Source organism: Mesorhizobium kamtschaticum, assembly GCF_056174585.1.
The window spans coordinates 4,065,177-4,091,020 of sequence record NZ_CM149691.1 but is presented as its reverse complement, the minus strand read 5'-3'; the positions used below and the strand labels follow the sequence as shown (position 1 = coordinate 4,091,020).

The window sequence follows — 25,844 nt, the reverse complement described above, 5'->3', positions numbered from 1 at the left end:
TTCGGCACTTCTATGGCGTATTGTTCCGGGCCTTGCAAGCCCTATTTCTCTCTGGACGACTTCGCTTTTGGCGTCCTGCAAGGAAAGAAACATGTTGGTCGGATTGCTTGCCTTGACCATATCAGCCGTGTTCGCCGGCGCTGCGATCTATGTCAGCGTCGCCGAACAGCCGGCACGGCTTCGCCTTGACGACAGGGCCCTGCTGCAGGAATGGCAGCCTTCCTACGAGCGCGGCGCCGCCATGCAGGCGTCGATCGCCATCGTCGCCTGCGTCCTTGGCCTGGTTGCCTGGTGGTTGAGCGGCGGTCTTGCCTTTCTTGTCGGCGCGGTGCTGATCATCCTGCCCTGGCCTTGGACGCTCATTGCAATGATGCCGACCAACAGGGTGCTGGAAGCGATGGATGCCGGTGCCGACAATCCGCAGGCCAGGCTCCTGATCGTCAAATGGGGCAATCTGCACGTGGTTCGCGTCGCCCTTGGCGTGCTGGCGACACTGGCCTTTTTCTGGGGCAGCCATCTGGCTCCGGTCTTGCAATAACTTCAATCTCCGGCAGGCGGGTGGCGCAGCCGACCAAGCAGCGCCGACACAGTGTTCAGCTCATCCAGCGAGAGCCTGGCGCCAACCAGTTCGGCGATCGACCGTCCGTAGACGGCCCACATCCGCCGGCGCGTCTCTCGCCCCTTGGCCGTGATGCGGATGGTCTGGCCGCGACCGTCGTTTGCCACCGGCAGTTTTTCGACCAGCCCGTCGGCCTCGAGCCGGGCCAGCAGCCGCGAGATGTTGTACTGCGCAAACAGAGTGCGCTCGATCAATTGAAACGGCCGCAAGCCGCCCTCGCCCGCCTCGGCAAGCTCGTGCAGCACGTCGTACCAGGCAAGCGGCGGCAGGCCGCTCTCCTTCAACGCGTCCTCGGCACTCTCCACCAGCTGGCGCGACACGCGCATCAGGCGAGCCCAAGCCTTGATGGCTTCCGGCGAAGGCGTGGCTTTCTCGGTCATGGCCTACCTTTAGGTGATAGATGCAGATGCATCAAGCTTGACGATAAATGCACATGCATCTATATAAATGCAATTGCATTGATCATCGAAAGGCAAATCATGACCGACAAGCTCATCCTCGTCAGCCATCCTCTCTGCCCCTATGTCCAGCGCGCGGCGATCTCGCTGACCGAGAAAGGCGTGCCGTTCGAGCGCGTCGACATCGACCTCGCCGACAAGCCGGACTGGTTCAGGGCGATCTCGCCACTCGGCAAGGTGCCGCTGCTGCGCGTGCAGCGAAATGGCGAGGAAACGACAATCTTCGAATCCGCGGTCATCCTCGAATTCCTCGAAGAGACCCAGGCCAATCCCCTCCACCCCGCCGATCCTTACGCCCGTGCCCGGCACCGTGCCTGGATCGAGTTCGGCTCGGCCACCCTCAACGCCATCGGCCGCTTCTATTCAGGGCCGACCGAGGCCGGCGTCCTTGCCGAATCCGGAGTGCTGGCGGGGATGTTTGATCGCCTCGAGGCCGAACTGGCTGAAGGCACCGATCGGAATGGGCCATGGTTCGACGGCGACCGCTTTTCGCTCGTCGATGCGGTCTACGGGCCGGTTTTCCGATATCTCGACGCTTTCGACCAGATCGGCGATTTCGGCATCCTGGACGGCAAGCCGCACGTCCAGGCCTGGCGGCAGGCGTTGCGTGATCGGCCGTCGATCAGGCACGCCGTGGCGCCGGATTATTCGCGGCGCCTGCATGCTTTCCTGCAAGCGAAGGGATCGTTTCTGTCGAGCCTTATCCGCCGAAACGATCCGGCCACCGCGCCTCGGCAAGCCCTGCCCGCCTGAACGGATCGATCACCGTGCCGGCGACCATCGAGGCCAGCAACTGCGGCGCCGGCGGGATTTTTGCGATGGTCGCCACGAGCCTGTCGCGGATGAAGGGCAGCGCCACCGAATCCGACTGGTAGAACGGCGTGAACGCCAGCGACAGTGCCTGGAAGACGCGCACATGCCAGCGCCGCGCCTTGGCATAGGTTTCGAGCGCTGCCTCGATGCTCTGCGTGCGCGCCAACGCATGGCTGAGCGCCGCCGCGTCGAGCAGCGCCATATTGGCTCCTTGTCCGAGCTGCGGGCTGGTCGAATGCGCGGCATCGCCGATGACGGCCAACCTGCGGCCGACCGGAAGCTTCATCGTGTGGTGGCCGTAGCGGGCCAGCGACAGCTGATCGAAACTGTCGATCTGGCTGGTATACGCCTCGCTTTGCGGCCACAGCCCCACCACCCGCTCCTTCCAGGCGTCGAGGCCACGCTCACGCACCACATCGGCATCGGCCGGCTTCAGGCTCCAGAAGAAGGCCGCCATCTTTTCGGCATCGGGGTCCGGCCGGCCGATCGGCAGCACGCCGATCATCACGCTGGCCTTGTCGTAGCGCTGTAGAAGCGCGTGCTCGTCAAAACCCTCGTCGCACCAATCGAGCGATGCCCAGAACGCGCCATAGGTGAGCGGCCGTGGCGCGCCTGCATTGCCCACGCTCTGCCGCAGTTTCGAGCGCGAACCGCTGGCGTCGACGACCAGATCGAACGGCCCTGCCTGTCGTCCATTGCCACAGATTAGTGTCGCCCGTTCGCCGGCCTCCACGGCCTCGATCTCGACGCCGGTCTCGATGGCGATGGCCTCACGCCGGGCGGCGCGAAACAGCACGCCGAACAGGGCCGCCCGGTGCACGGCGAGGCCAAAACGGCGGCCGCGTTGCGCATCATAGCGGACGTCGAGCACGGTGCGGCCGGTCGAGGCATCGGCGCCATGCAGCCTGTCGATTCGGGCGCCGAGCGCCAGTATGTCGTCGAGCAGGCCGAGATCGGCGAGCACCGTCAAGCCGGTCGGCTGCAGGATCAGCCCGGAGCCGACAGGCTTCGGCTCCTCGAAGCGCTCGAAGATGGTGACCCTGTGCCCGGCACGCTTGAGATAGAGCGCTATGGCCAGCCCCGCCGGACCAGCGCCCGCAATTGCGATATCGTAGGAAATGCCGATGCCCCCAAGCCGAACTGGCCGGGACAATCCTTCAGCCGCCTGATGAAATCAAGTCGCGGCGCCGAATGCTGCCCGGCTGCTCAAGCCTGTGTTGCGTCGAAACCAGCACGCGCCTCGCGCACCGCATCGTGGTTGAGCTCGGCCCACTGGATCAGCTGATGCAAGGCGCCAAACATCGAGCGGCCGAGATCGGTCAGGCTGTATTCGACGCTCGGCGGTTTGGTCGGGAACACTTCGCGATGCACATAGCCGTCGCGCTGCAGATCGTAGAGCGTCTGGGTCAGCATGCGCTGCGAGATGTCGGGAACCAGCCGCCGCAATTCGCCGAAGCGATAGGGCTGCTCGGCCAGCGCCGCCATCAACAGCGAGCTCCATTTGCCATTGAGCCCCTGGATGACGTCGCGGACCGGGCAATCGGCGATGCTTCCGCCGTCGGTCATCGATTTGTAGATCTCAAGTTTGGATCTCAGTTTGATGGTCGTGCCGTCCATTGCTGGTTCCCTGGCTGTGCCTACCTCCCGAAAAGCTGCCTTCTTTACGGCACCAGGTCAATTCCTATTTTAGTGCTGGTCTCTTTTGAGACCACCACACGAACCGCCATTCCGGCGCAATGTCAGGATCCCCCATGACCGCAACTCTTCTCGTCACCGGCGCGTCCGGCCAGCTCGGCCGCAGCGTCATCAACCACCTGCTGGACACCTTCAAGGTTCCGGCGACGCAGATCATCGCCACGACCCGCACGCCGGCCAATCTCGCCGATCTGTCAGCGCGCGGTGTTGTCGTGCGGGCCGCCGACTTCAACGATCCGGCATCGCTTGCCAAGGCCTTCGCGGGCGCCGACCGCGCGCTTGTGATCTCGACCAACGAACTCGAGGTGCAGGGAAAGCGCCGCGAGCAGCAACTTGCGGCCGTCACCGCGGCCAGCAAGGTAGGCGTCGCCCACTTGCTCTACACCTCGATGCCCAACCCGGAGCCGGGGTCCCCCGTCCATTTCGCGCCCGACCACTACGACACCGAGCAGGCGATCAAAGCGAGCGGCATTCCCTACACGATCTTCCGCAACGGCTGGTACGACGAGAACCTGTTCATGGCGACGCCGCAGATCCTGGCGTCGGGCCAATGGTATACGTCGGCGGGTGAAGGCCGCATCTCCTTTGGCACGCGCGACGATCTCGCGGCAGCGATTGCCGCAGGGCTCGCCTCCGGCAACAACGAGAGCACGACCTACACGCTGACCGGTCCCAAAGCCTATACGACCGCGGAGGTCGCCGCACTGGTCACCGAAGTCACCGGCAAGCCCATCCAGGTCGTGCAGCTTTCCGACGAGGCCCTGACCGAGGGTATGAAGGCAGCCGGCCTGCCCGAGAACTTCGCCAAGCTTCTGGTGTCCTTCGACGCCACCACGCGAGGCGGCGGCCTTGGCATGGTGACGGACTCCGTGGAGAAACTCTCCGGTCGCAAGTCCGTATCGCTGAAGCAGTTTCTGGAAGCCAACAAGGCCGCACTGGCTGGCTGAAAACTTCGCGGCGGTGGGTCTTCCTGCCGCCGCGCTACTTCTTGAGCAGGCCGAGCCGGATCAGGCTTTCGCCGGTGGCAGCCAACGCGTCCTCGCGCGAGCGCGGCGCCCAGCCGAGCATGCGCACCGCCTTGGCGTTGGTGGCATTCTTGACCTTGCCCAATTCCGTCACCAACTGCGCGGCTTCCGGGTTGAACAATCCGACGATCCGCACCAGCCAATCGGGAAGCTCACGCGTCTTGACGCGCGCTGCCGCATCGCCGAGCCGCGTTTTCAAGGTCTGCGCGATCTCCCGCACGGTCATGAAATCGCCTGACACCGCCAGGAAGCGCTCGCCCTTCGCCGCCGGATTGGTCATGGCGCGCACATGCAGGTCCGCCACGTCGCGTGCATCGACGACGCCGAAGGACAGGCGCGGCAGCCCCGGCATGGCACCGTTCATCATGCGCTGGACAAATTCGGTGGAGGTCGAATGGTCCGACCCGAGCACCGGCCCGAAAATGCCGACCGGATTGACGACCGCCAATTCCAGCCTGCCGCCCTCGGCGGCGATGAAATCCCAGGCCGCGCGCTCGGCAAGCGTCTTCGACTTCACATAGGCGCTGACCTTGGCCGTCGGATCGGTCCAGCTCTCTTCGGTGAACGGCCCGGGCGGCATCTTGCCGTAGCCGATGGCCGCGAAGGACGAGGTCAGCACGACGCGTTTGACACCAGCGTCCCGCGCCGCCCGCAGCACCCGCAACGCCCCCTCGCGAGCCGGGATGATCAGATCATCCTCGTGCTTCGGCACGCCGGGCGGAAATGGCGAGGCGACATGCAGCACATAGTCACAGCCGGCGACCGCTTGCGGCCAGCCTGCGTCGCTCATGAGGTCGGCGATGGCAAAGGACAGTCGGTCGCCCGGCTCGACGCCACCGGCCTTCAGCATGGCCAGCACATCGGCTTGCCGCTTGGCGGAGCGCACGGTCGTGCGCACGCGATACCCGCCCTTCAGCAATTCGATAATACAGTGGGCGCCGAGGAAGCCCGATCCGCCGGTGACAAGCACCAATTCGCCGCTCATGACCGCCTCCTCTTAGGCCGAGGCGATCAAGCCGGTCAGATCGCCACCTGAGTGCCGATTTCTACCACACGTCCGGTCGGGATCTGGAAATATTCGGTCGCATCGGCGGCCGTGCGTGCCAGGCCGATGAACAGCTTGTCCTGCCAGACCGGCATGCCGGAATTGGGGGATGCCTTGAGCGAGCGCCGCGACAGGAAGAACGACGTCGTCATGATGTCGAACTTCCAGCCCTGCTTGCGGCAGATCGCCAGCGCGCGCGGAATGTTGGGCTGTTCCATATAGCCAAAGGTCAGCGTCACCCGCATGAACAGCTCGTTGACCGTCTCCATCTTGACCCGCTCGCTGTCCGGCACCACCGGCTGCGGTGCCGTCACCACCGAAAGGATGACGTTCTGCTCATGCAGCACCTTGTAGTGCTTTAGGCTGTGCATGAGTGCTGTCGGCGCGCTGAGCGGATCGCTGGTCAGGAACACCGCCGTGCCGGCCACCAGCTGCGGCTTCTTCTTCAACAGATTGCCGGCAAGGAAATCGAGCGGGATCTCGTTGCGGCGGGTCTTGTCGAAGAGGTAGCGGCTGCCGCGCACCCAGGTCCACATGCCCAGCACGATGGTGAAGGCCACAGCAAGCGAAGCCCAACCACCTTCGAACACCTTGACGATGTTGGAGGCAAAGAAGCCGACGTCGATGAAGGCAAACAATGCGGTCAGTGGGATCGCCACCATCAGCTTCCACTTCCAGATGCGGGTCATCACGACATAGAGCAGCACAGTCGTCACCAGCATGTTGCCGGTCACCGAGATACCATAGGCCGAGGCGAGCTTGCTGGACTCGCCAAAGCCGACCACCAGCATCATCACCACCAGCGCCAGCAAAAGGTTGACGCGAGGCATGTAGATCTGGCCGGATTGTCTTTCCGACGTGTGCAGGATTTCCAGGCGCGGCAGCATGTTGAGCTGCACCGCCTGCCTGGTCAGCGAGAAGGCACCCGAAATCACCGCCTGGCTGGCGATGACCGTCGCTGCGGTCGCCAGCACGACCATCGGGATCAGAGCCCAACCCTCGTTCATCTCGAAGAACGGATGGCCGACGATGCCATTCTTGGCCAGCACGAAGGCGCCCTGCCCGGCATAATTGAGCAGCAGGCAAGGAAAAACGATTGCCAGCCAGGCAAGTACGATCGGCTTGCGGCCGAAATGACCGAGATCGGCATAGAGCGCTTCCGCACCGGTCACAGCGAGGAAGACAGCGCCGACCGTGACGAAGGCCACATCTGGCGAATGAATCAGGAAGGCGACGATATAGTGCGGGCTGATCGCCAGCAGGATTTCCGGATCGTTGATGATATGTTTCAGGCCGGAAAGGCCGATGGCCAGGAACCAGACCGCGGTCACCGGGCCGAACACCAATCCCACCCCACCCGTGCCGAAACGCTGCACCGCAAACACCATGGCGAGGATGACCAGGGTCAGTGGCACCACATAGGGTTGGAAAGCAGGCGTAACGACGTTCATGCCCTCGACCGCCGACAGCACCGAAATCGCCGGTGTGATGACCGCATCGCCGAAAAACAGCGAGGCACCGACGATACCGATACCCAAAATCACCGCCGAGCGTTTCGGGAAACTGCCGCGCGCCAGCGCCATCAGCGACAGCACGCCGCCCTCGCCGCGGTTGTCTGCGCGCAGCACGAACATGATGTATTTTATCGTAACCGTAATCGTCAGCGACCAGATGATCAGCGACAGCACGCCGAGAATATCGCCGCGATCGGCGACGGTGCCGTGGGACGACGCCACCAGCGCCTCGCGAAAGGCATAGATCGGGCTGGTGCCGATATCCCCATAGACCACGCCGAGCGCGCCCAGCATCAGCACCTTGGTGCTATGCTGTTCTATCTCCGGATGGCTCGACTGTTCGACGGGTTCTGCCTCACTACCAGCATTGGCAAGGGCCATGGACGACACTCCGATAAGCGCGCGGTGCTCTACGCTTGCTGCAATGCAATATCAAGTGCCGTCGCGTAATGGCTCCCATGCCGGCAACGCTAGGCTCCTTGGGAAATGGCCTGTAAATCCAATGGTTGCGGGCTGAATTCGCGGCTGCGGGGCATGACGGGTGCCCAATAATACCTGCCCTATCTGCTTTAGATAGCGACTTGTGTGCCGATTTCCACGACACGTCCGGTCGGGATCTGGAAATATTCGGTCGCATCGGCCGCCGTGCGTGCCAGGCCGATGAACAGCCGGTCCTGCCACACCGGCATGCCGGAATTGGGCGAGGCCTTGAGCGAGCGCCGCGACAGGAAGAACGACGTCGTCATGATGTCGAATTTCCAGCCCTGCTTGCGGCAGATCGCCAGCGCGCGCGGGATGTTGGGCTGCTCCATGTAGCCGAAGGTCAGCGTCACCCGCATGAACAGCTCGTTGACCGTCTCCATCTTGACCCGGTCGCTGTCGGGCACCACCGGCTGCGGCGCCGTCACCACCGAAAGGATGACGTTCTGCTCATGCAGCACCTTGTAGTGCTTCAGGCTGTGCATGAGTGCTGTTGGCGCGCTGAGCGGATCGCTGGTCAGGAACACCGCGGTGCCCGACACCAGGTGCGGCTTCTTCTTCAAGAGATTGGCAGCGAGGAAATCGAGCGGGATCTCGTTGCGGCGGGTCTTGTCGAAGAGATAGCGGGTGCCGCGTATCCAGGTCCCCATGATCAGCCCCATCAGGCAAGCAACCGTGATCGACACCCAGCCGCCTTCAAAGATCTTCACGATGTTTGCCAGGAAGAAGCCGCTGTCGATGATACCGAACAGCAAGGTCAGCGGCAGGGCAACCGCCAGTGTCCATTTCCACAGCTTGCGCATGACAACGAACAGCAGGATCGTCGTCATCAGCATTTCGCCGGTCACCGAGATGCCATAGGCGGAAGCCAGCGAACTCGAGCTGCCGAAACCGACGACCAGCAGCATCACCCCCAGGGCGATGAGCAGGTTGACGCGGGGCATGTAGATCTGACCGTGTTGCATTTCGGACGTATGCTGCACCTCGATGCGTGGCAAAAGGTTGAGCTGCACCGCCTGGCGGGTCAGCGAAAAAGCACCTGATATGACTGCCTGGCTGGCGATGACGGTCGCGGCCGTCGCCAGTCCCACCATCGGCATCAGCGCCCAGTCGGGCAGCATCTGGAAGAATGGATTGGTCGGCCTCCCGCCATTGGCCAGCACAAAGGCGCCCTGCCCGAAATAGTTGAGCAGTAGGCAAGGGAAAACCACGGAAAACCACGCCAGCACGATGGGCTTGCGTCCAAAATGGCCGAGGTCGACATAGAGCGCCTCGGCACCGGTTACCGCCAGGAACACCGCGCCGACAGTGACAAAGGCGGCCGTGGGTGTGCTGACGAGATAGGCGACCGCGTAATAAGGATTGATGGCCAGCAGGATCGATAGATCGTCCATCAGGTGATAGAGCCCCGCGACGCCGATAGCCAGGAACCACAGCGCGGTCACCGGCCCGAACACCGCCGCCACCTTTCCTGTGCCGAAACGTTGCACCGAGAACAGCACGGCCAGGATGACTAGCGTGATCGGCACGACGTAAGGGTCCAGTGTCGGGGTCACCACTCTGAGGCCTTCGACCGCCGACAGCACGGAGATGGCCGGCGTTATGATCGAATCGCCGAAAAACAACGCCGCGCCGCAAAGGCCGATGGCCAGGATGAGTCGCGCGCCTTTGGGATAGGCGCTGCGCGCCAGCGACATCAGCGACAACGTGCCGCCTTCGCCCTTGTTGTCGGCCCTAAGCACGAAGGCGACATATTTTATGGTCACGATGATCGTCAGCGCCCAAACGATCAGCGACAGCACGCCAAGCACATGAACGCGCGTATCGATACCGGGCGAAGCGTGAAGCGCCTCACGGAAGGCATAGATCGGACTGGTGCCGATATCGCCATAGACAACGCCGAGCGCACCCAGCATCAGGACCTTGGTGCTTTGCTGTTCGGCCCCGGAATGGCTCGATTGCTCGACGGTTTCGGCCTCGCTACCGCGACTGGCAAGGTCCATAGACCACTCCCCGACAAGCGCGCGGTGCTTCACGCATGCTGCGATGCGATGTCAATTGCACGCTATGGCTGCCATACCTGCAAGGCGAAGCTCTATCCCTACCAGCCGCAGGCTCTGAGAAACCGACCCACCGTGCCGGCCATGCCATACTCCAACGCGTCGGCTGTCAACCCATGTCCGATCGACACTTCGGCCAATGCCGGGATGCGCTTCGCCAGAGCAGGCAGATTGTCCACCGTCAGATCGTGCCCGGCATTGACCTGAAGGCCGGCGGCAAATGCCGCATCGGCTGTTTTCCCCAATCTTTCCAGCTCCTTGGCCGCCTTTGCGGAATCGGAATGATAGCTTCCGTAGGGGCCGGTATAGAGCTCGATCCGGTCGGCACCGGTATCGCGCGCGACCGCCATGCCGGCAGGATCGGCGTCTGAAAACAGCGACACCCTGAAACCGCCCTTCTTCAGGCGCCTGACGATCGGTGTCAGGAATGCCGCGTCAGTGACGAAGTTCCAGCCATGGTCGGAGGTTGCCTGTGCCGGATCATCGGGAACTAGCGTCACCTGTTCGGGCTGGTGCTTTTCCACAAGCGCCAGGAAATCCTCGCTCGGGTAGCCCTCGATGTTGAATTCGGCCTGCGGAAACTCGTCGTCGATCAGCGCCCTGATCTCGGGTACGTCGGAATGCCGTGTGTGACGTTCGTCGGGACGCGGGTGGACGGTCAGCCCATGCGCTCCGGCGGCAAGGGCAAGCCGGCCGACACCGATCACGCTGGGCCACGGCAGATCGCGGCGGTTGCGCAGCATGGCGATGGCATTGAGGTTGACGGAAAGCTTTGCAGGCATGGGCTGGCGTCCGTGAAATCAGGCGGTTGAGGCGCGCCACTGTTCGGCCGCGGCGCGCTTGAGACCGGGCATCTATATCGTCTTTGACGGGAACAGATAGGGCTTTCCAGTGTTCCAGAAGACCAACTCTGTTCCGCAAAAGGAGGCACCAACCGTGAATTTCCTGCAATCCGTGCCGGCGATCCGTCGCATCGACACCGGTCGCGACGACCTGTTCGCCATCGATGTGGTCGGTCATGTCTCGGCGGCCGATGCAGAAAACCTGTTCGGCCTGCTGGAGGCGGCCTACGCGCTCCACCAGCGAATCGACGTGGCCGTGCGCATAGTCGATCACGATGGCGTCGACTGGACCGACATCTCCGACGAAACCCTCAAACAGGGTGCCGTCCACGCACTCGAGCATATAGGCCGTTGCGCGGCGATCGGCACGCCGGATTGGACGCCGTACGCACGGCACGCTTTGCCCGCGTCGTCGCCCATCGAATTCAGGCATTTCAACGCCGAGGACGAAGCCGAGGCCTGGGGAATGGCTCGGCGTCCAGCCGCTTGGCGCGCCATGACGGCCCCATTGGCCGCCATGTCTTACCGGACGGCCATGCCCTACCTGACGATCGTCAGCCGTTCAGCGGCCCGCGTGATCGCGGTATAAAGCCAGCGCTGGCGGGTTTCCTTGAAGGCCCAGCTTTCGTCGAACAGCACGATCTCGTTCCACTGCGAACCCTGCGCCTTGTGCACGGTCAGCGCATAACCGTAGTCGAAATCATCAAAACGCTTCTTCTGCTGCCAGGGGATGTCGGCGTCCGGATCCTCGAACGCCGCCTTGAGCAGCTTGATCTTGGCGACGCCGCGGTCCGGATCGTCCTCTTCGGGCGATACCAGCAGGTTGATGCCGGGCTTCACCGTCTCGCGCGACGAGGTCATCACCTTCCACAGCGAGCCGTTGAGCAGCCCCTTGGCGGGATCGTTGCGCAGACACACCAGCTTGTCGCCGGCCTGCGGATAGTCAGCATTGAAGCCTTTGAGTTCGCGCAGACGCTGATTGTAGCGGCGGCGCGTGCGGTTGGTGCCGACCAGCACCTGGTCCGCCTTCAGCACCAGCTCCTGGGTGACGTCTTCCTTGCCGATCACCTGCGCCGTGCCATAGTCGCCGCGCATGAATTCGCGGCCTTCGCGCACATCGAGCGCCAGCCGCAGGATCGGATTGTCACGTGCCTGCCGGTGGATTTCAGTGAGCAGGAAGTCGGGCTCGTGATCGGTGAAGAAGCCGCCGCCGGAAATCGGCGGCAACTGGCCGGGATCGCCCAGCACCAGGATCGGCGTGCCGAAACTCATCAGGTCGCGGCCGAGTTGCTCGTCGACCATCGAACATTCGTCGATGACGACCAGCTTGGCGCGCGAGATCGGGCTTTGCCGGTTCAGCGAAAAGGTCGGCGACATCGAAGTCTTGCCGGTCACCTCGTTCTCCACCGATTCCTCGCCCTTGGGCCTGTAGATCAGCGAATGGATGGTGCGGGCATTGACCGCCCCCTTGGAGCGCAGCACTTGCGCTGCCTTGCCGGTGAAGGCGGCGAACTGCACCTGACCGTCGACATGGTCGGCGAAATAGCGCGCCAGCGTCGTCTTGCCGGTGCCGGCATAGCCGAACAGTCGGAACAGCTGCGGCTGGCCGACCTGCAGCCAGCGGGCGACCGCTTGCAGCGCCTCGTCCTGTTGGGGGGAGAATTCCATCAGTGCGACAGACCGGATTCGCAAGCGAAAGACAAGACAGTCGCCTGTCGACTGCCATCAGTGACGCACCGAGCGCCGCCGACGGTTCAGGCTATCAGGCGCATACAAGAACGTAAAGAGAACAAACGCAAGCGCCCGGCTGATCGCTCCTGTCAGCCGAGCGCAATCAGGGCTGTGCCGGCGAAGGCGAACACTGCCCCGGCCCACGCCGGTGCCGGTGGTCTGTAGCCGCTGCGCAGCCACACCATCGGCAACACCAGCACTGGCGACAGGGACGACAATGTCGAGACGATGCCGACCTTTCCGCCGGCCAGCGCGGCCATGATGAGCGACATGCCCATGCCGGTGCCGATCAGCGCGCCGCAAATACCGATGCCGAGCGTTCGCGCCGACGGCCGGGGGCGCTGGGCAACGCTGCGCAGGGGAACCAGCGCCAGCAAAAGGAAGAGAACCGCCGACACCCCGGTCCGGATCGCCATCGCCGTGAAGGGGTTGACGCCCGATGCCATGACCGGGCGCGCCACCAAGGCGCCAGCCGCCTGCCCCAGTGCCGCTACCAGTCCAAAGGCAAGACCGACAGGCAAGGTCATCTGCTTTGCCGGCAGCACCGCCGTCTCGATCGGCGGTGTCGGGAAGATGCCTTCCGGCTGAACCTTGGCCGGGCGCCCGAACAGGATGGCGAGCACAATGCCGGCGATGACCAGCGCCACGCCGGCCAGTTTGACCGGACCGACCGTCTCGCCCAGGAAAACATAGCCCATGATAAGCGCAAAGGGCGAGGTCAACGAGAACACCAGCAACGCCAGGCGCGGCCCGAGTGCGAATATCGACGAGATGTAGGCTGATGAGGCAATGAAGATCCCGAACACGCCGGAGGCGGCAAGATAACCCATCTGCCACGGCATGAGCCCCGCCCAGCCGCCCAGCACCGTTGCCGCGATCGTAGTGGCGACAGTCACCGCAAGCGTCTGCAAGCGGGTCAGGGTCAAGGCATCGATGCGGCCAACCAGTTCACCAGCCAGCATGCCGCTCGTGGCGATGCACAGCGCCGCGCCGATCGAGAGAATTTCCGACAGGTACATTCATTCTCTCTTGTGTAGAGGGCGGCTTTTCGGGGGGAGATGGCTACAATCGTTCTGAGGATTTGGACGGTCCAAAGATATCCGCCTCAGGCGGATTGGAACTCCGGATCGTTTTCCAGCAGGATCGGCTTGCCGTGTGGGGTGGCATGCGCGGCGCGATCCCAGGCCTGCGCCATCGCATCGACATCGGGCTTGTCGGCCAGCCCCTTTGAGGCAAGCAGCCCTTCCAGCGCCGCCAGCCAATGCTCGTAATAGTCATGACCGTCGGCTGCCGCACCCGGCTTCTTCACCTCTGCCGACAGGGCATCCGCCCATTCGCCCCACGAAAACAGGCCCTTGTCGTGCAACGCCACGGTCATGGCGAACGCCTCGGCCTGCCACGGCTCGGCAAACACCGCCTCGGCGAAAACCGGCGCATCGAGGCCAGCGGGCAAATCGGCGGCGATCCCGTCAGGCCGGCTCAAGGTAGCTCTCCCAGGCATCGATCGAGACAACAAGCGTCGGATCGGCGCCCTCGCCCCAGATCTCCTTGCCGTCGAAAACCACCGTATAGACCCATTGCGGGTTCTCGCCCCGGCCATGCGCGTTGGTATCGGGAAAGACGAAGCCGTCATGCACCGCCTCGATCCTGCCTCGCTTTCCGCGCGCGTAGCGCGGCAGCCTGGTGTGGCCGGTCGGGTTGAAGTTTTCGGTCCGCACGGCGTCGCCGGCCTTGAACCGCGCCGGCTCTGCCATCGGCCGGTCGCAAGGGCCGCCCTTGGCCAGCACGGCAGGGACGTTTTCCGCCTTCAGCACCCGTTTCGGGGTCGCCGCCGCATCGATCGCCTCGCCCGCCTCTAGGTCGCGCTCGCTGACGAAACCATGGCGCTTGAGCAGGGTCTCCAGTGCCTTGATCCACATTTGGTAGTAGCTAGAGCCATAGTAATCGGCCGGGTGCAGCGATTCCCGCGCGTGCCGGCTCTCGTCGATGGTCCAGGCGCCCATGGCGCTGGCGCAAAGCGTCACGCCGAGCGCCCGCCTTTCCCAGGGAGCGTGGAAATAGGGTTCGTCCTTTTCGGGCGCGACCGGGCCGAACCCCATCTGCCCGCCGAGATCCTGCGGCCCGTTCATGCCGGCTCCTTCGCCAAAGCAGTGCCAATCATCGCATCGCGGCTGACCAGTTCGGCCAGCCGCTCCTCGCTCCAGCCTTCGGTGTTTTCGGGCCGCATCGGCACGACGAGATAGCGCAACTCCGCGGTCGAATCCCAGACGCGGATTTTTTCTCGGCCGGCAGCGTCAGCCCGAATTCCTCGAGCACGCCGCGCGGATCGATCACCGCGCGCGACCGATAGGGCGGCGCCTTGTACCAGACCGGCGGCAGGCCGAGCACCGACCACGGATAGCAGGAGCACAGCGTGCAGACGACGAGGTTGTGCGTATCCCCCGTATTGAACACCGCCTGCATGTGCTCGCCCTGGCGGCCGGTATAGCTCAGCGATTCGATCGCCGCCGTCGCATCGCGTTTCAGCCAGTCCGCATAGGCAGGATCGCTCCAGGCCTTGGCCACCACCCTGGCGCCGTTGCGCGGACCGATCTTGGTCTCGTAAGTGTCGACGATGACGTCGATCGCGGCCGGATCGATCAGTCCCTTGCGGGTCAGGATGGTTTCCAGCGCCCGCACGCGGGCGGCAAACGGATCGAGTTCGTTGTCGTGGTCATGATCATGGGACATGGCCCCAAATTACGGCTCTGCTCTGCCGGCCGCAAGCACGACGGCTTGGGCCAGCTTCTATCCTTGCCGTGTCAGCCTGTCATTCAGCTGCTGTCTTTTGCGCGTCTGCCGGGATGTCGTCATTGGTGCCGAACAGCGAGGGCTGATCGCCACTCTCTTCGACCACCTGCGGTTTGGCCTTGCCCCTCGACCACAGTCCGACCAGCCAGCCCGAGAAGTTCTCCATGTAGACGTAGATAACCGGCGTGACGAACAGGGTCAGTGCCTGCGAGGCCAGCAGGCCGCCGACAACGGCGACACCCAGCGGCTGGCGCAATTCGGCGCTGGCGCCGGTGCCGAGCGCGATTGGGAACGTGCCCATCAGTGCGGCCAGCGTCGTCATCATGATCGGCCTGAAGCGCATCAGGCAGGCCTTGTGGATGGAGTCCTTGGCGGACATGCCTTCTCGTCGCAATTCGAGCGCGACGTCGACCATCATGATGCCGTTCTTCTTGACGATGCCGATCAGCATCAGGATGCCGATCACCGCGATGACGGACAGGTCCATGCCGGCAAAGCGCAACGCAACGACCGCGCCCAGCACCGCCGACGGCAGGCCGGTCAGAATGGTGAGCGGGTGGATGAAGCTCTCGTAGAGAATGCCGAGCACGATATAGATGGTCAGGATCGCGCCACCGACCAGCAGGCCCTGGTTGGCCAGCGAATCCTGGAAGGTCTTGGCCGTGCCGGCAAAGCTGGTCGAGATCGCCGTCGGCATGCCGATCTGCTCTTTGAGCGCGTTGATGCGGGTGACGCTGTCACCCAGCGCGACGCCCTGCGGCAGATTGTAGGAGATGGTCACGGCCGGAAGCTGGCCGAGCTGGTTGACCGTCAGCGCGCCGGCCGTGCGATCGACCCGGGCGAAGGCGCCGAGCGGAACCAGACTGCCGCTCGCCGTCCTCATCTGGATGGCGAGCATGCGCTCGGGCGACCACTCGATCTTCGGATCGAGTTCGGTGATGACTTCGTAGCTGTCGGCCGACCCGAAGATCGTCGAAACCTGGTCGGTGCCAAAGCCGCCATAGAGGGCGGAGCGCAGCGTGTCGGTATCGATGCCGAGCTGGGCGGCCTTGTCGCGATCAATGACCAGCGATGCCTGCAGGGCATTGTTCTGCAGGTCGCTGGTGACGTCGGTGAAGGTCGCATGGTCGGCCGCCATCGCATCATTCAGCTTCTGCGCCCACTGGTCGGTCAGGCCGGTATCGAGGCCCTGAACCACGAGCTGGTAGGCACTGGCCGACGAGCGCGAACCCAGCCTCAAATTCTGCACCGGCTGCATGTAGGTCTCGATGCCCGCGACCCCTGCCAGTTGCTTACGCAGATCCGCCTGCACCTTCTCGATGTCGGGTCGCTGGCTCTTGTCCTTCAACTGCACATAGAGCTGGCCCTGGTTCAATGCATTGTTACCGCTGCCTGCCGACCATGCCACATGCGCAACATAGGGCGAATGAGAAAAGACGCTTGCCACCTGCCCCTGCAGCTTCACCATCGCGTCAAAAGAAATGTCCTGGCGCGCAATGGTCGTCACCGAGATCTGGCTGATATCCTCCTGCGGGAAGAAGCCCTTCGGCGAGGCCTGGATCAGCCACACCGACGCCGCCGCTGTGCCGACAAAGACCAGGAAAACCAGGAAAGTGTGCCGCAGGCAGAATGTCAGAACCCGGTCGTAGCCGCGTGTGACGAGATCCTGCTTGTGGGCAGGACCGTGCTTGTCGCGATCGGCCTTGGTGACCGACAGCAACCGCGAGCACAGCATCGGCGTCAGCGTCAGCGACACGAACATCGACGCCAGGATGGCGACCGTCACCACGACTGCGAACTCGTTGAAGATGCGCCCGATGACGCCGCCCATCAGAAGCACGGGGATGAACACGGCCACCAGCGAGATCGAGATCGAGATGATGGTGAAGCCGATTTCGCGCGCGCCTTTCAGCGACGCGTCGAAGGCCGACAACCCATCCTCTTCCATGTGGCGGAAGATGTTTTCCAGCATCACGATGGCGTCGTCGACGACGAGGCCGACCGCAAGCGTCAGGCCCATGAGCGATATGTTGTCGATGGAAAAGCCGAACAGGAACATCGCACCAAGCGTGGCGATCAGCGAGATCGGCACCGCCACGGCCGGGATGATGGTCGCCGTCACCCGGCGCAGGAACACGAAGATCACCATCACCACCAGCGCGATGGTCAACAGCAACGTGAACTGCACGTCGTTGACGGCTTGGCGGATGGAGGTCGAACGGTCGTTGAGCAGTTTTATCTGGGCGGCGCCCGGCATCTGGTCCTGGAAGGACGGCAGCATCGCCTTCACCCTGTCGACGACGTCGACGGTGTTGGCGTCGGGCTGGCGCTGCACGGCCATGATGATCGCGCGGGTACCATCGTACCAACTTGCGGTCGTCGTCGTCTGCACCGAATCGACGACGCGGGTCACCTCGCCCAGCCGTACCGGGTGGCCGTTCTTGGTGGCGATGATGAGGTTGGAGAAGCCGGCGGCGTCGGTCAGTTGGGTGTTGGCGGTGATGGTCAGTTGCTGCTTGTTGTTCTGCAGCACACCGAGAGGCGTATTGCTGTTGGCCGACGCGACAGCCGCCTGCAACTGATCGATCGAGATGCCGCGCGCGGCAAGCGCTGTCGGATCGATCTGGATGCGCACGGCATATTTCTGCTGGCCGAAGATCGACACCTGCGCCACCCCGTCGATCGTCGACAGCGATGGCGAGATGACGTTTTCCGCGAAAGCATCTAGGTCGGTCAGCGGAACCGTATCGCTGACCAGCGACATCAACAGGATCGGCGCGTCGGCCGGATTGACCTTGCGGTAGCTCGGCGGCGACGTCATCTGCGGCGGCAATGATTTCTGCGTGCGCGCTATTGCCGCCTGCACATCGGCCGCAGCCGCATCGATGTTGCGGTTGAGCACGAACTGGATGGCGATCGAGGTCTGGCCGAGCGAGTTCGTGGTCGAAATGGAATCGATGCCGGCGATGGTCGCGAATTGCTTGATCAGCGGCGTCGCCACCGATGTCGCCATGGTTTCCGGCGAGGCGCCCGGCAGTGAAGCCGAGACGTTGACCACCGGGAATTCGGCGCTGGGCAGCGCCGCCACCGGCAGGAACTTGTAGGCGAACAACCCGCCCAGCACGAGGGCGAAGGACATCAGAAGGGTCGCGACGGGCCTGCGAATGCAGAATTCGGAGATCATTGGGCCGCCTCGCCCGTGTTGGTCGCCTGAGCCACCTTGGGTGCAGCCGCGGCGCCCTCATGCACGGCGGCCCCGTTCTTCAGCCTCGTCTGGCCTTCCGTGACCACTTTCTCGCCCGCCTTCACACCCTGGCTGATGGCGCTGTTTTGGCCTTCGGTCAGGGCCACCTGCACGGGCCGCAGCTCGACCGTGTTGTCGGACTTGACCACATAGACGAAAGGCCCTTTCTGGCTGGGCTGCACCGCGACGGTGGGAACGGAAGTCATCTGCGGCATGACGCCGGCGTCGAGCACGACATTCACATACTGCCCGGGCCACAACGAAAGATCGGCATTCGGAATGCTTGCCCGCGTCGCGATCGTGCCGGACGCGGTGTCGACACTGGAATCGACGAAATCGAGAGTGCCCTTGCCGATCGCCGTCGGGTCGCCATCCTTAGTCAGGGTCACGGCCCCCTGCTGCGGGTTTGCGAGCGCCTTATGCAACAGCGCCAGATTGCTTTCCGGCAGATTGAAGTTCACCTGCAGCGGGTCCATCTGAGTGATCGTCACCAGTGGGGTCGCCGTGCTGCTGTTGCCGTTGCTGACCGTAACGAGGTCACCTACAGCGACATTGACGGCGCCCAGCCTGCCGGCGATCGGCGCCGTTATGGTGGCAAAACCCAGCTGGACATTGTCGGCGTCAATTGTTGCCTTGTCGGCATCGACGGTCGCCGCCGCCGCCTTCTGCGCGGCTACGGCCTGGTCATAGGTCTGCTGCGTGCCGGCCTGCTTGGCGACAAGGTCCTTGGCGCGCTGGAGATCGGAATTCGAACTGGCAAGCATCGCCTGGTCCTTGGCGAGCGTCGCCTGGTCCTTGGCGAGTTGCGCCTTGAGCGAGCGGTCGTCGAGCGAGAACAGAACATCGCCGGCCTTCACCATCTGGCCGTCCTTGATGTCGATCGACACGATCTGACTGGAGACCCGCGCGTTGATGTTGACCACGGCCGGAGAGGAGACGAAACCGATGGCGTAGCGGCGGATCGGGAAATCGGCCGTCGTTGCGGTGGCCGAAACGATAGAGGCCGAGCGAGCGCCGGTGCCTCCGGCCGCTTGCTTGTCGCCTGCCGCCTTGTCGCCTGCCGGTTTGGCCGCCGACGCGACCTGCTTTACGCCAATGAGCTGCTGAACCTTGCCCAGCGCGTCGGGCGAAAGGTAGAGCCAGGCCGCGCCCACACAGGCGACGGCAAGCAATAAAAGAATGACTTTTCCACGCATCGACAAAGGCCTCTCCGTCCGACACGCCATAGCCAGGTGGTCGTATTCTAGCGCAATTCACGGCTGTTTGCCGCGATTTAGCCGAATAGATAGGACAGGCGTTTGTCGGAAAAGGGCCAAAACACGGCATTACGAAGATTTAATGTGCACTGCACAATGGATAGGCAGCCGGCTATGGTCGCCGGCCGAAGCCCGTCATAGGACCCAAAAGCTGGGTTTTAAGCCTTGCCCAGATGCTTCGGCCAGAATTCCTGATGGACTTCGGCGGCTTCGTCTTCGAGGCTCGGGCCAACCACGGTGACGATGCGCGCGCCGGTTTGCAGCACCGCCCGGCTCGGCACGTTCAACCCGATTCCAGCGATCTCGCCAAGCCGCGCTTCGGAGCACGCAAACACCATACGCCCGATGCCCGACCAGTAAATCGCCCCGGAGCACATCGCGCACGGCTCCGTGCTGGTGTAGAGCGTGCAGTCGGCGAGAAAAGCGGTGTCGTAGTGTTGCGCCGCCAGTTTAACCAGGTTCATCTCGGCGTGGTTCGTCATATCGTGGCCGGTGAAGACGCTGTTTTCGGCGCGCAGGATGACTTCGCCGTCCTTCACCAGCACCGAGCCAAACGGTTCGTCGCCGTGTTCCACTGCGGATTTCGAGAGCGCAATCGCCTCGCGTAAAAACGGCTCGTGGTTTTCCATCGGACGCTCCCCAAAGAGGCTAAGCGGGATGATCTTGTCTTGAAGCGGAGGGATTTCCAAGGGGCTGCAAATCAGATTCCAAGTCGACGATCTGCATCGGGCTCTAATCAACGAGTCCTGAGCCTAGCGCAGCATCGGCCAAAGCGTCGCCGCCAGCAGCACGCCCATGGCGATGTTGAACCATTTCAGCCGCGCCGGATCCGACAGGAATCCACGCAGCGCCGTGCCAAATCCCGCCCATATCGAAACGCTCGGCAGGTTGACGACGGCGAAGGCGACCGAGATCAGCGCCACCGAGATGAAGGGGTGATCGGGGTTCGTGTAGACGGCCATGGCGGTGATCGCCATCACCCAGGCCTTGGGATTGACCCACTGGAATGCCGCCGCGTCGATGAAGCGCATCGGCCGCGCTTCCGCCGCGCCCTTGCCGCTCAACGTGCGTGACATGGCGATCTTCCAGGCGAGATAGAGCAGATAGGCGGCGCCGGCGATCTTGAGGGCGTTGTGCAGCGCCGGAAATGCCGTCAGCACCGCGCCAAGCCCGAAGCCGACGGCGAGCAACAGGACGAGAAAGCCGATGCTGATGCCCAGCATGTGCGGCACCGTCCTGGCGATGCCGAAATTGACGCCGGAGGCCAGCAGCATGAGGTTGTTCGGCCCCGGCGTGATCGAGGTCACGAAGGCATAGACGAGCAGTGCGAGGAATGCGTCGAGTGACATGGTATCCTCCCAGATACGTCAGTACTATTGTCTCTTTTCGGCTGACGCACAAAGGCCAGCGCCGGCCGTTGGTCACGCCAGCCAGTTACGTTCGTGGAAGATTCGGATGGGTTGGCCGAGCTTTACATCGCCTGCGGGCCGCGGTTCAAAGCCGCCACGCCGGTGCGGCAGATTTCGACCAGGCCGAGCGGCTTCATGATGGCGATGAACTGATCGATCTTGGTGCCCTTGCCGGTGATCTCGAAGATGAAATGCTCGGTGTTGGCGTCGATGACACTGGCGCGGAACGCGTCGGCCAGCCGCAGCGCCTCGACGCGGGCTTCGCCGGTACCGGCAACCTTGACCAGCGCCAGTTCCCGCTCCAGAGGCCGCTCCTGGCCGGATTCATGCGAGCGCACGGTCAAGTCGACCACGCGGTGCACCGGCACGATGCGCTCGAGCTGATGCTTGATCTGCTCCAGCACATGCGGCGTGCCGCGCGTCACGATGGTGATGCGCGACAGATGCTTTTCATGCTCGGTCTCGGAGACGGTCAGGCTCTCGATGTTGTAGCCGCGCCCTGAAAACAGGCCGATGACCCGGGCAAGCACGCCCGGCTCGTTGTCGACCAGCACGGAGAGCGTGTGGTTCTCCGGCTTCTCGGTTTCCTTGGCGATGAAATAGGCCGAACCGGTCGGTTGTATCTGTGCGTTCATGACATGAATCTCGATTTCAAACTCTTGATCTAACTCTCTGTTCCCGCACGGCTTCTCGCGACAGCCCTGCCTCGGTCTGTCGGCTACACCAGTTCCCTGCCCTTGGCGTCGATGGCATTCGCCACCGCCTCGTCGGTTGCCTCGTCCGGCAACAGCATCTCGTTATGCGCCTTGCCCGACGGGATCATCGGGAAGCAATTGGCGAGGTTCGCCACGCGGCAATCGAACAGCACCGGCTTCCTGACCGAGATCATCTCCTTGATGGCGTCGTCCAGCTCGTCCGGCTTCTCGCAGCGTATGCCGTGGCCGCCATAGGCCTCGGCCAGCTTGACGAAGTCCGGCATCGCTTCGGTGTAGGAATGCGACAGCCGGTTGCCGTGCAGCAGCTGCTGCCACTGCCGCACCATGCCCATATACTGGTTGTTGAGGATGAAGATCTTGATCGGCGCATTGTGCTGCACCGCGGCACTCATCTCCTGCATCGTCATCTGCACCGAGGCATCGCCGGCGATGTCGATGACCAGCGCGTCGGGATGCGCGATCTGCACGCCGAGTGCCGCCGGCAGGCCGTAGCCCATCGTGCCCAGCCCGCCCGATGTCATCCAGCGGTTCGGCTTCTCGAAATGATAGTGCTGCGCCGCCCACATCTGGTGCTGGCCGACCTCGGTGGTGATGTAGGTGTCCATGCCCTTGGTCAGTTCGTAGAGCCGCTGGATGGCGTATTGCGGCATGATCACGTCGTGGTTCATCTTGTAGGCGAGTGAATCGCGACCGCGCCACTTGGCGATCTGCTCCCACCAGGGGTAGAGCGCCTTCTTGTCTGCCTTGGCGCTCGCGCGCCACAGCCGCACCATATCCTCCAGCACGCGGCCGACATCGCCGATGATCGGCACTTCGGTGTGCACGTTCTTGTTGATCGACGACGGATCGATATCGATGTGGATCTTGCGCGAATTCGGCGAGAACGCCGTCAGTCGGCCGGTGATACGGTCGTCGAAGCGCGCGCCGATGCAGATCATCACGTCGCAATCATGCATGGCCATGTTGGCTTCATAGGTGCCGTGCATGCCCAGCATGCCCATCCAGTTCTTGCCCGATGCCGGATAGGCGCCGAGGCCCATCAGCGTCGAGGTGATCGGGAAACCGGTGAGGTCGACCAGTTCACGCAGCAGATGGCTCGCTTCCGGGCCCGAATTGATCACACCGCCGCCCGAATAGATGATCGGCTTCTTGGCGCCCGCCATCAGCTCGACCGCGGCCTTGATCTTCTCCAGGTCACCCTGGACCTTGGGCTGGTAGCTGGTGCGCGGCGCAATCTGCGGCGGAACGTAGAAGCCCTTGGCGAACTGCACGTCCTTGGGGATATCGACCACCACCGGACCGGGACGGCCGGTCGTCGCGACATGGAAGGCTTCGTGGATGGTCGCGGCGAGCTCGTTGACGTCCTTCACCAGCCAGTTGTGCTTGGTGCAGGGGCGCGTAATGCCGACGGTGTCGCACTCCTGGAAGGCGTCGGAGCCAATCAGCGAGGTCGGCACCTGCCCGGTCAGGCAGACCAGCGGGATCGAATCCATCAGCGCGTCCTGCAGCGGCGTCACCGCATTGGTGGCGCCGGGGCCTGAGGTCACCAGCATGACGCCGGCCTTGCCGGTCGAGCGTGCATAGCCCTCGGCCGCATGGCCCGCGCCCTGCTCGTGGCGCACCAGAATGTGCTCGACCTCGTCCTGCTGGAAGATCTCGTCATAGATCGGAAGGACGGCGCCGCCCGGATAGCCAAAGACATGCTTGACGCCATTGTCCTTCAGCGCCTGCACCACCATTTCGGCGCCGGTCATTTCGCGCCGCTCACTCTGTCCGTTGCTCATCGGTCTGGTCCCGTACTGTCGCCCCTTGGGCGTTGCCATTTGGGCGTTGTTGGTCGTTTAGTCGTGTTTCAGGCAATAAAAAAGGCCCCCGAGGGAGCCTGTGTGTTGCGCATGGGGGGTTTTCGCCCGGCGGTTACACCGCCTTGCCCACGCGCCTTCCTACGAGAATGAGTGCCTTTTTCATGGTCGCGGACACTAAGGGCGGGCAAGGCAGCCTGTCAACGGCAAAAATCGCGGCGGCGATGAAGGTGTTTCGCAATTCGACAGATGGCCGTCACGATTTCGCGACCGACGCCACATCGTGCCGACATAACGCAAGCAGCAACGTCCCTTCCATCGCCCTCGGCAAGGCGCTCCCTGATCAGTTCGGGAGCAGCGTTTTCCGGATAAGCCCTTGAAGCCACGCGAAACTATGGTGGGGCGTGACGAAGGCCGCTGTCTCTGCCGATACTTGATCGTCCGGCTCGGGAGGAGCCACCATGACGGCCAGGATTTCACGGAGGAAGACTTATGCTCGACAAGGCCCCAAACAAGAAACTGTCCGACCTGCTCGATCAATTCGGCGGCGCCCTGGCCGCCAATGACATCGACAAGGCGGTCGGTTGTTTCCAGGACGACTGCTACTGGCGCGACCTCGTCACCTTCACCTGGAACATCAAGACCATGGAAGGCAAGGACCAGGTCCGCGACATGCTGAAAAGCCAGTTGTCGAAGACAAAGCCGTCACATTGGACGCTCGCCAAGGGCGAGGACGCAACCGAGAGCGGCGGGCTGATCGAGGGCTGGATCAGTTTCGAGACCGAACTGGCGCGCGGCTTTGGCCATGTCAGGCTGAAGGACGGCAAGATCTGGACGCTGCTGACCACCATGGCAGAATTGAAAGGCCACGAGGAGCCGGCGGGCTTCGCTCGGCCCATGGGCGCCAAGCATGGCTCGGGCAAGAACCGTCCGACATGGAAGGAAGAGCGCGAGAAGGAAGCCGCCGAACTCGGCTTCAAGACGCAGCCCGACACGCTCATCATCGGCGGCGGCCAGGGCGGCATTGCGCTCGGCGCAAGGCTGCGGCAACTCGGTGTGCCGACCATCATCGTCGAGAAGAACGAGCGGGCCGGCGACAGCTGGCGCAAGCGCTACAAGTCGCTCTGCCTGCACGATCCGGTCTGGTACGACCATCTGCCCTATATCGATTTCCCGAAGAATTGGCCGGTCTTCTCGCCCAAGGACAAGATCGGCGACTGGCTGGAAATGTACACCAAGGTGATGGAGCTGAACTACTGGTCGTCGACGGAGGCCAAGAGCGCTTCCTATGACGACAAGAAGAAGGAGTGGACCGTCGTCGTTCATCGCGATGGCAAGGACATCACCCTGAAGCCCAAGCAATTGGTGCTGGCGACCGGACAGTCCGGCAAGGCCAATCTGCCGAAATTCAAGGGCATGGAAAGCTTCAAGGGTGACCAGCACCACTCCTCGAAGCACCCCGGCCCCGACGCCTATTCCGGCAAAAAGGCCGTGGTAATCGGTTCCAACAATTCCGCCCACGACATCGCCGCCGCGCTTTGGGAAGCCGGCGCCGACGTCACCATGGTGCAGCGATCGAGCACCCATATCTCCAGATCCGACACGCTGATGGAAATCGGGCTGGGGTCGCTCTACTCGGAGCAGGCGCTGCAGAAGGGCGTCACCACGGCCAAGGCCGATCTGATTTTTGCTTCGCTGCCCTACAAGATCCTGCACGAGTTCCAGATCCCAGCCTATGCCGAGATGAAGAAACGCGACGCGGCGTTCTACAAGGGACTGGAAAAGGCTGGTTTCATGCTCGACTGGGGCGACGACGAGTCCGGCCTGTTCATGAAATACCTCAGGCGCGGTTCCGGCTATTATATCGATGTCGGCGCCTCCCAGTTGATCATCGATGGTTCGATCAAGCTGAAGAGCGGCGTCGACGTCGAAGAGATCAAGCAGCATTCGGTTCTGCTCAGCGACGGATCGGAACTGCCCGCGGACCTCATCGTCTACGCCACCGGCTATGGCTCGATGAACGGCTGGGCCGCCGATCTGATCTCTCGCGAAACCGCCGACAAGGTCGGCAAGTGCTGGGGCCTCGGCTCGAACACCACCAAGGATCCCGGCCCCTGGGAAGGCGAGTTGCGCAACATGTGGAAGCCGACGCAGCAGGAAGCCCTGTGGTTTCATGGCGGCAATCTGCACCAGTCACGCCATTATTCGCAGTTCCTGGCACTGCAATTGAAGGCTAGGCAGGCAGGCCTGCCGACCCCTGTCTACGGGCTGCAGCAGGTGCACCACAAGGGATAGCGTCCGGCACACCGCCCTCTTTTTGAAGCCCGCGCGGCCATTCCGCCGCG

At 63.0% G+C, this 25,844-nt stretch carries 21 protein-coding genes and 2 pseudogenes; 5 read left to right on the top strand and 18 right to left on the bottom strand.

Features of this window, described 5'->3' with window-relative positions; all coding sequences use genetic code 11:
- Positions 1-94: 94 nt before the first annotated feature.
- Complete coding sequence (locus AC0V7N_RS20180) at positions 95-538, top strand: anthrone oxygenase family protein (RefSeq protein WP_475460411.1); 444 nt, start codon at positions 95-97, stop codon at positions 536-538.
- A gap of 2 nt (positions 539-540) precedes the next feature.
- Here the strand turns inward: AC0V7N_RS20180 and AC0V7N_RS20175 are convergent, their stop codons facing one another.
- A complete protein-coding gene (locus tag AC0V7N_RS20175) occupies positions 541-999 on the bottom strand; it encodes a MarR family winged helix-turn-helix transcriptional regulator (protein WP_475450201.1) in 459 nt (152 codons plus the stop codon).
- 99 nt (positions 1,000-1,098) lie between these two features.
- On the opposite strand from AC0V7N_RS20175, the gene AC0V7N_RS20170 reads away from it, so the two are divergent.
- Complete coding sequence (locus AC0V7N_RS20170) at positions 1,099-1,830, top strand: glutathione S-transferase family protein (protein ID WP_475450200.1); 732 nt, start codon at positions 1,099-1,101, stop codon at positions 1,828-1,830.
- Here the strand turns inward: AC0V7N_RS20170 and AC0V7N_RS20165 are convergent.
- Both AC0V7N_RS20165 and AC0V7N_RS20160 read right to left on the bottom strand, forming a co-directional pair.
- Positions 1,778-3,043 (bottom strand): FAD-dependent oxidoreductase, encoded by a 1,266-nt coding sequence (locus tag AC0V7N_RS20165; RefSeq protein WP_475450199.1) that lies wholly within the window; start codon positions 3,041-3,043, stop codon positions 1,778-1,780. The two genes, AC0V7N_RS20170 and AC0V7N_RS20165, sit on opposite strands and share 53 nt — an antisense overlap.
- Positions 3,044-3,096: 53 nt before the next feature.
- Complete coding sequence (locus AC0V7N_RS20160) at positions 3,097-3,456, bottom strand: winged helix-turn-helix transcriptional regulator (RefSeq protein WP_475460409.1); 360 nt, start codon at positions 3,454-3,456, stop codon at positions 3,097-3,099.
- 185 nt (positions 3,457-3,641) lie between these two features.
- Here AC0V7N_RS20160 and AC0V7N_RS20155 point away from each other — a divergent pair, with 185 nt between their 5' ends.
- Positions 3,642-4,532: an SDR family oxidoreductase gene (locus AC0V7N_RS20155; protein ID WP_475450198.1), complete on the top strand. Its 891-nt coding sequence runs from the start codon at positions 3,642-3,644 to the stop codon at positions 4,530-4,532.
- A 34-nt stretch (positions 4,533-4,566) separates the two neighbouring features.
- On the opposite strand, the gene AC0V7N_RS20150 is transcribed toward AC0V7N_RS20155, so the two are convergent.
- From AC0V7N_RS20150 to AC0V7N_RS20135, 4 genes are all read right to left on the bottom strand, one after another.
- Positions 4,567-5,595 carry an SDR family oxidoreductase gene (locus AC0V7N_RS20150; protein ID WP_475450197.1) on the bottom strand — a complete coding sequence of 343 codons (1,029 nt, stop codon included), beginning with the start codon at positions 5,593-5,595 and terminating at the stop codon, positions 4,567-4,569.
- Positions 5,596-5,630: 35 nt separating this feature from the next.
- Positions 5,631-7,550, bottom strand: coding sequence for a potassium transporter Kup (locus tag AC0V7N_RS20145; protein ID WP_475450196.1), 1,920 nt, complete (start codon positions 7,548-7,550; stop codon positions 5,631-5,633).
- Between the two features lie 188 nt (positions 7,551-7,738).
- Positions 7,739-9,652: a potassium transporter Kup gene (locus AC0V7N_RS20140; protein WP_475450195.1), complete on the bottom strand. Its 1,914-nt coding sequence runs from the start codon at positions 9,650-9,652 to the stop codon at positions 7,739-7,741.
- A 98-nt stretch (positions 9,653-9,750) separates the two neighbouring features.
- A complete protein-coding gene (locus tag AC0V7N_RS20135) occupies positions 9,751-10,491 on the bottom strand; it encodes a pyridoxine 5'-phosphate synthase (protein ID WP_475450194.1) in 741 nt (246 codons plus the stop codon).
- A gap of 154 nt (positions 10,492-10,645) precedes the next feature.
- Here AC0V7N_RS20135 and AC0V7N_RS20130 point away from each other — a divergent pair.
- Positions 10,646-11,051, top strand: a pseudogene (locus AC0V7N_RS20130) (SpoIIAA family protein).
- A gap of 40 nt (positions 11,052-11,091) precedes the next feature.
- Here AC0V7N_RS20130 and AC0V7N_RS20125 read toward each other — a convergent pair.
- From AC0V7N_RS20125 to AC0V7N_RS20075, 11 genes and pseudogenes are all read right to left on the bottom strand, one after another.
- Positions 11,092-12,219, bottom strand: a complete 1,128-nt coding sequence (locus AC0V7N_RS20125; RefSeq protein ID WP_475450192.1) for an ATP-dependent DNA helicase — start codon at positions 12,217-12,219, stop codon at positions 11,092-11,094.
- Between the two features lie 152 nt (positions 12,220-12,371).
- Entirely contained in the window at positions 12,372-13,301 is a 930-nt protein-coding gene (locus AC0V7N_RS20120) for an EamA family transporter (RefSeq protein ID WP_475450191.1), read from the bottom strand.
- Between the two features lie 86 nt (positions 13,302-13,387).
- Positions 13,388-13,765: a nitrile hydratase accessory protein gene (locus AC0V7N_RS20115; RefSeq protein ID WP_475450190.1), complete on the bottom strand. Its 378-nt coding sequence runs from the start codon at positions 13,763-13,765 to the stop codon at positions 13,388-13,390.
- A complete protein-coding gene (gene nthB / locus AC0V7N_RS20110; RefSeq protein ID WP_496627209.1) occupies positions 13,752-14,411 on the bottom strand; it encodes a nitrile hydratase subunit beta in 660 nt (219 codons plus the stop codon). The genes AC0V7N_RS20115 and nthB overlap by 14 nt, the downstream gene beginning before the upstream one ends.
- Positions 14,408-14,922: pseudogene (gene nthA / locus AC0V7N_RS20105) on the bottom strand (nitrile hydratase subunit alpha). Before nthA ends, nthB begins: the two are co-directional and overlap by 4 nt.
- Before the next feature lie 169 nt (positions 14,923-15,091).
- Positions 15,092-18,256 (bottom strand): efflux RND transporter permease subunit, encoded by a 3,165-nt coding sequence (locus tag AC0V7N_RS20100; protein ID WP_496627208.1) that lies wholly within the window; start codon positions 18,254-18,256, stop codon positions 15,092-15,094.
- A complete protein-coding gene (locus AC0V7N_RS20095) occupies positions 18,253-19,512 on the bottom strand; it encodes an efflux RND transporter periplasmic adaptor subunit (RefSeq protein ID WP_475450186.1) in 1,260 nt (419 codons plus the stop codon). Before AC0V7N_RS20095 ends, AC0V7N_RS20100 begins: the two co-directional genes overlap by 4 nt.
- A gap of 218 nt (positions 19,513-19,730) precedes the next feature.
- A complete protein-coding gene (locus tag AC0V7N_RS20090; RefSeq protein WP_475450185.1) occupies positions 19,731-20,201 on the bottom strand; it encodes a nucleoside deaminase in 471 nt (156 codons plus the stop codon).
- A gap of 123 nt (positions 20,202-20,324) precedes the next feature.
- Positions 20,325-20,921, bottom strand: coding sequence for a LysE family translocator (locus AC0V7N_RS20085; RefSeq protein ID WP_475450184.1), 597 nt, complete (start codon positions 20,919-20,921; stop codon positions 20,325-20,327).
- A gap of 122 nt (positions 20,922-21,043) precedes the next feature.
- Entirely contained in the window at positions 21,044-21,616 is a 573-nt protein-coding gene (gene ilvN / locus AC0V7N_RS20080; protein WP_496627207.1) for an acetolactate synthase small subunit, read from the bottom strand.
- Between the two features lie 83 nt (positions 21,617-21,699).
- Positions 21,700-23,481 (bottom strand): acetolactate synthase 3 large subunit, encoded by a 1,782-nt coding sequence (locus AC0V7N_RS20075; protein ID WP_475450183.1) that lies wholly within the window; start codon positions 23,479-23,481, stop codon positions 21,700-21,702.
- Between the two features lie 510 nt (positions 23,482-23,991).
- On the opposite strand from AC0V7N_RS20075, the gene AC0V7N_RS20070 reads away from it, so the two are divergent.
- Positions 23,992-25,794, top strand: a complete 1,803-nt coding sequence (locus AC0V7N_RS20070) for an NAD(P)-binding domain-containing protein (protein WP_475450182.1) — start codon at positions 23,992-23,994, stop codon at positions 25,792-25,794.
- The last annotated feature ends 50 nt before the right edge of the window (positions 25,795-25,844 follow it).

Bases quoted from the DNA above. Each gene is read 5' to 3' on its own strand.
- AC0V7N_RS20175 (WP_475450201.1), bottom strand. From the start codon at position 999: ATGACCGAGAAAGCCACGCCTTCGCCGGAAGCCATCAAGGCTTGGGCT.
- AC0V7N_RS20170 (WP_475450200.1), top strand. From the start codon at position 1,099: ATGACCGACAAGCTCATCCTCGTCAGCCATCCTCTCTGCCCCTATGTC.
- AC0V7N_RS20160 (WP_475460409.1), bottom strand. From the start codon at position 3,456: ATGACCGACGGCGGAAGCATCGCCGATTGCCCGGTCCGCGACGTCATC.
- AC0V7N_RS20155 (WP_475450198.1), top strand. From the start codon at position 3,642: ATGACCGCAACTCTTCTCGTCACCGGCGCGTCCGGCCAGCTCGGCCGC.
- AC0V7N_RS20150 (WP_475450197.1), bottom strand. From the start codon at position 5,595: ATGAGCGGCGAATTGGTGCTTGTCACCGGCGGATCGGGCTTCCTCGGC.
- AC0V7N_RS20145 (WP_475450196.1), bottom strand. From the start codon at position 7,550: ATGGCCCTTGCCAATGCTGGTAGTGAGGCAGAACCCGTCGAACAGTCG.
- AC0V7N_RS20140 (WP_475450195.1), bottom strand. From the start codon at position 9,652: ATGGACCTTGCCAGTCGCGGTAGCGAGGCCGAAACCGTCGAGCAATCG.
- AC0V7N_RS20135 (WP_475450194.1), bottom strand. From the start codon at position 10,491: ATGCCTGCAAAGCTTTCCGTCAACCTCAATGCCATCGCCATGCTGCGC.
- AC0V7N_RS20125 (WP_475450192.1), bottom strand. From the start codon at position 12,219: ATGGAATTCTCCCCCCAACAGGACGAGGCGCTGCAAGCGGTCGCCCGC.
- AC0V7N_RS20120 (WP_475450191.1), bottom strand. From the start codon at position 13,301: ATGTACCTGTCGGAAATTCTCTCGATCGGCGCGGCGCTGTGCATCGCC.
- nthB (WP_496627209.1), bottom strand. From the start codon at position 14,411: ATGAACGGGCCGCAGGATCTCGGCGGGCAGATGGGGTTCGGCCCGGTC.
- AC0V7N_RS20100 (WP_496627208.1), bottom strand. From the start codon at position 18,256: ATGATCTCCGAATTCTGCATTCGCAGGCCCGTCGCGACCCTTCTGATG.
- AC0V7N_RS20095 (WP_475450186.1), bottom strand. From the start codon at position 19,512: ATGCGTGGAAAAGTCATTCTTTTATTGCTTGCCGTCGCCTGTGTGGGC.
- AC0V7N_RS20090 (WP_475450185.1), bottom strand. From the start codon at position 20,201: ATGGAAAACCACGAGCCGTTTTTACGCGAGGCGATTGCGCTCTCGAAA.
- AC0V7N_RS20085 (WP_475450184.1), bottom strand. From the start codon at position 20,921: ATGTCACTCGACGCATTCCTCGCACTGCTCGTCTATGCCTTCGTGACC.
- ilvN (WP_496627207.1), bottom strand. From the start codon at position 21,616: ATGAACGCACAGATACAACCGACCGGTTCGGCCTATTTCATCGCCAAG.
- AC0V7N_RS20075 (WP_475450183.1), bottom strand. From the start codon at position 23,481: ATGAGCAACGGACAGAGTGAGCGGCGCGAAATGACCGGCGCCGAAATG.
- AC0V7N_RS20070 (WP_475450182.1), top strand. From the start codon at position 23,992: ATGCTCGACAAGGCCCCAAACAAGAAACTGTCCGACCTGCTCGATCAA.